This is a genomic window from Oleiphilus sp. HI0061 (assembly GCF_001635675.1).
The window spans coordinates 1-931 of sequence record NZ_LWFE01000170.1 but is presented as its reverse complement, the minus strand read 5'-3'; the positions used below and the strand labels follow the sequence as shown (position 1 = coordinate 931).

The 931-nt window shown below is 43.2% G+C and carries 2 protein-coding genes; both read right to left on the bottom strand.

Annotated elements, in window-relative coordinates; all coding sequences use genetic code 11:
• Positions 1-280 (bottom strand): PilN domain-containing protein (locus tag A3735_RS02075; RefSeq protein WP_369820500.1); only part of this gene is annotated, 280 nt, incomplete at its 3' end.
• A partial coding sequence (gene pilM, locus A3735_RS02070; RefSeq protein ID WP_156499328.1) for a type IV pilus assembly protein PilM occupies positions 280-931 on the bottom strand: 652 nt, incomplete at its 5' end. The genes pilM and A3735_RS02075, both read right to left, overlap by 1 nt.

The window sequence follows — 931 nt, the reverse complement described above, 5'->3', positions numbered from 1 at the left end:
TTCCCTGTAAGTCCTTAATGACCTTCATTCTATCCAAAAGCTCTTTCTTTTCTTTTTTCAGCTCTTTGATCTCTTTAATTTTCTTATCCAGCTCAGCCATTGAAGAGCTTAAATAATTATTTCGAGACTTTTGAGTTTCAATTTCGGAGCTAACATAGTCTTGCCACAAAAACACGAGCACGACAGCAACAACAAGGACAGCGATCAACGATGTAATAAAATTCCGCTGCTTCTCGGCCCGGAGTTCTTCTCGCCACGGCCTAAGGTTAATAGAAGGCATTAATCAAAACTCCTCATAGCCAAACCACAAGCAATCATCAGTGATGGTGCATCATTGCTTAACGCAGACGCATTCACCTTTGAGCTTAAGGTCATATCAACGAAAGGGTTAGCCACAATAGTCTTGATCCCTGTTTTCTCTTCAACCAGCTCTACAAGTCCGTTTATTGACGCGACACCGCCAGCAAGCACGACATAATCGACTTCATTATATTGGCTTGAGGAAAAGAAGAACTGTAATGAACGGGCGACTTGTTGAACGACTGCCTCTTTGAAAGGAGCTAAGACTTCACGCTCGTAGTCATCTGGCAAGCCACCTTGCTTTTTAGCTAGCCCGGCCTCTTCAAAAGATAAGCCATAACGTCGCTGAATTTCTTCTGTCAGTTGACGACCACCAAATAACTGCTCTCTTGTATAGATCGTTTTGCCATCGGCAAGTACGCTCAATGTCGTCATCGTTGAGCCAACATCGACAATTGCGACTGTCTGCTCTTCACCTTCAACGCCAATTTGCGAACCGACAAGTTCAAAGGATCGTTCAATTGCGTAAGCTTCGATATCGATAACTTTCGATGTTAAGCCACCAATTTCCAGGGCTTCTTCCCGAAGTTCAACATTCTCTTTTCGACAAGCAGCTAATAATATATCAACC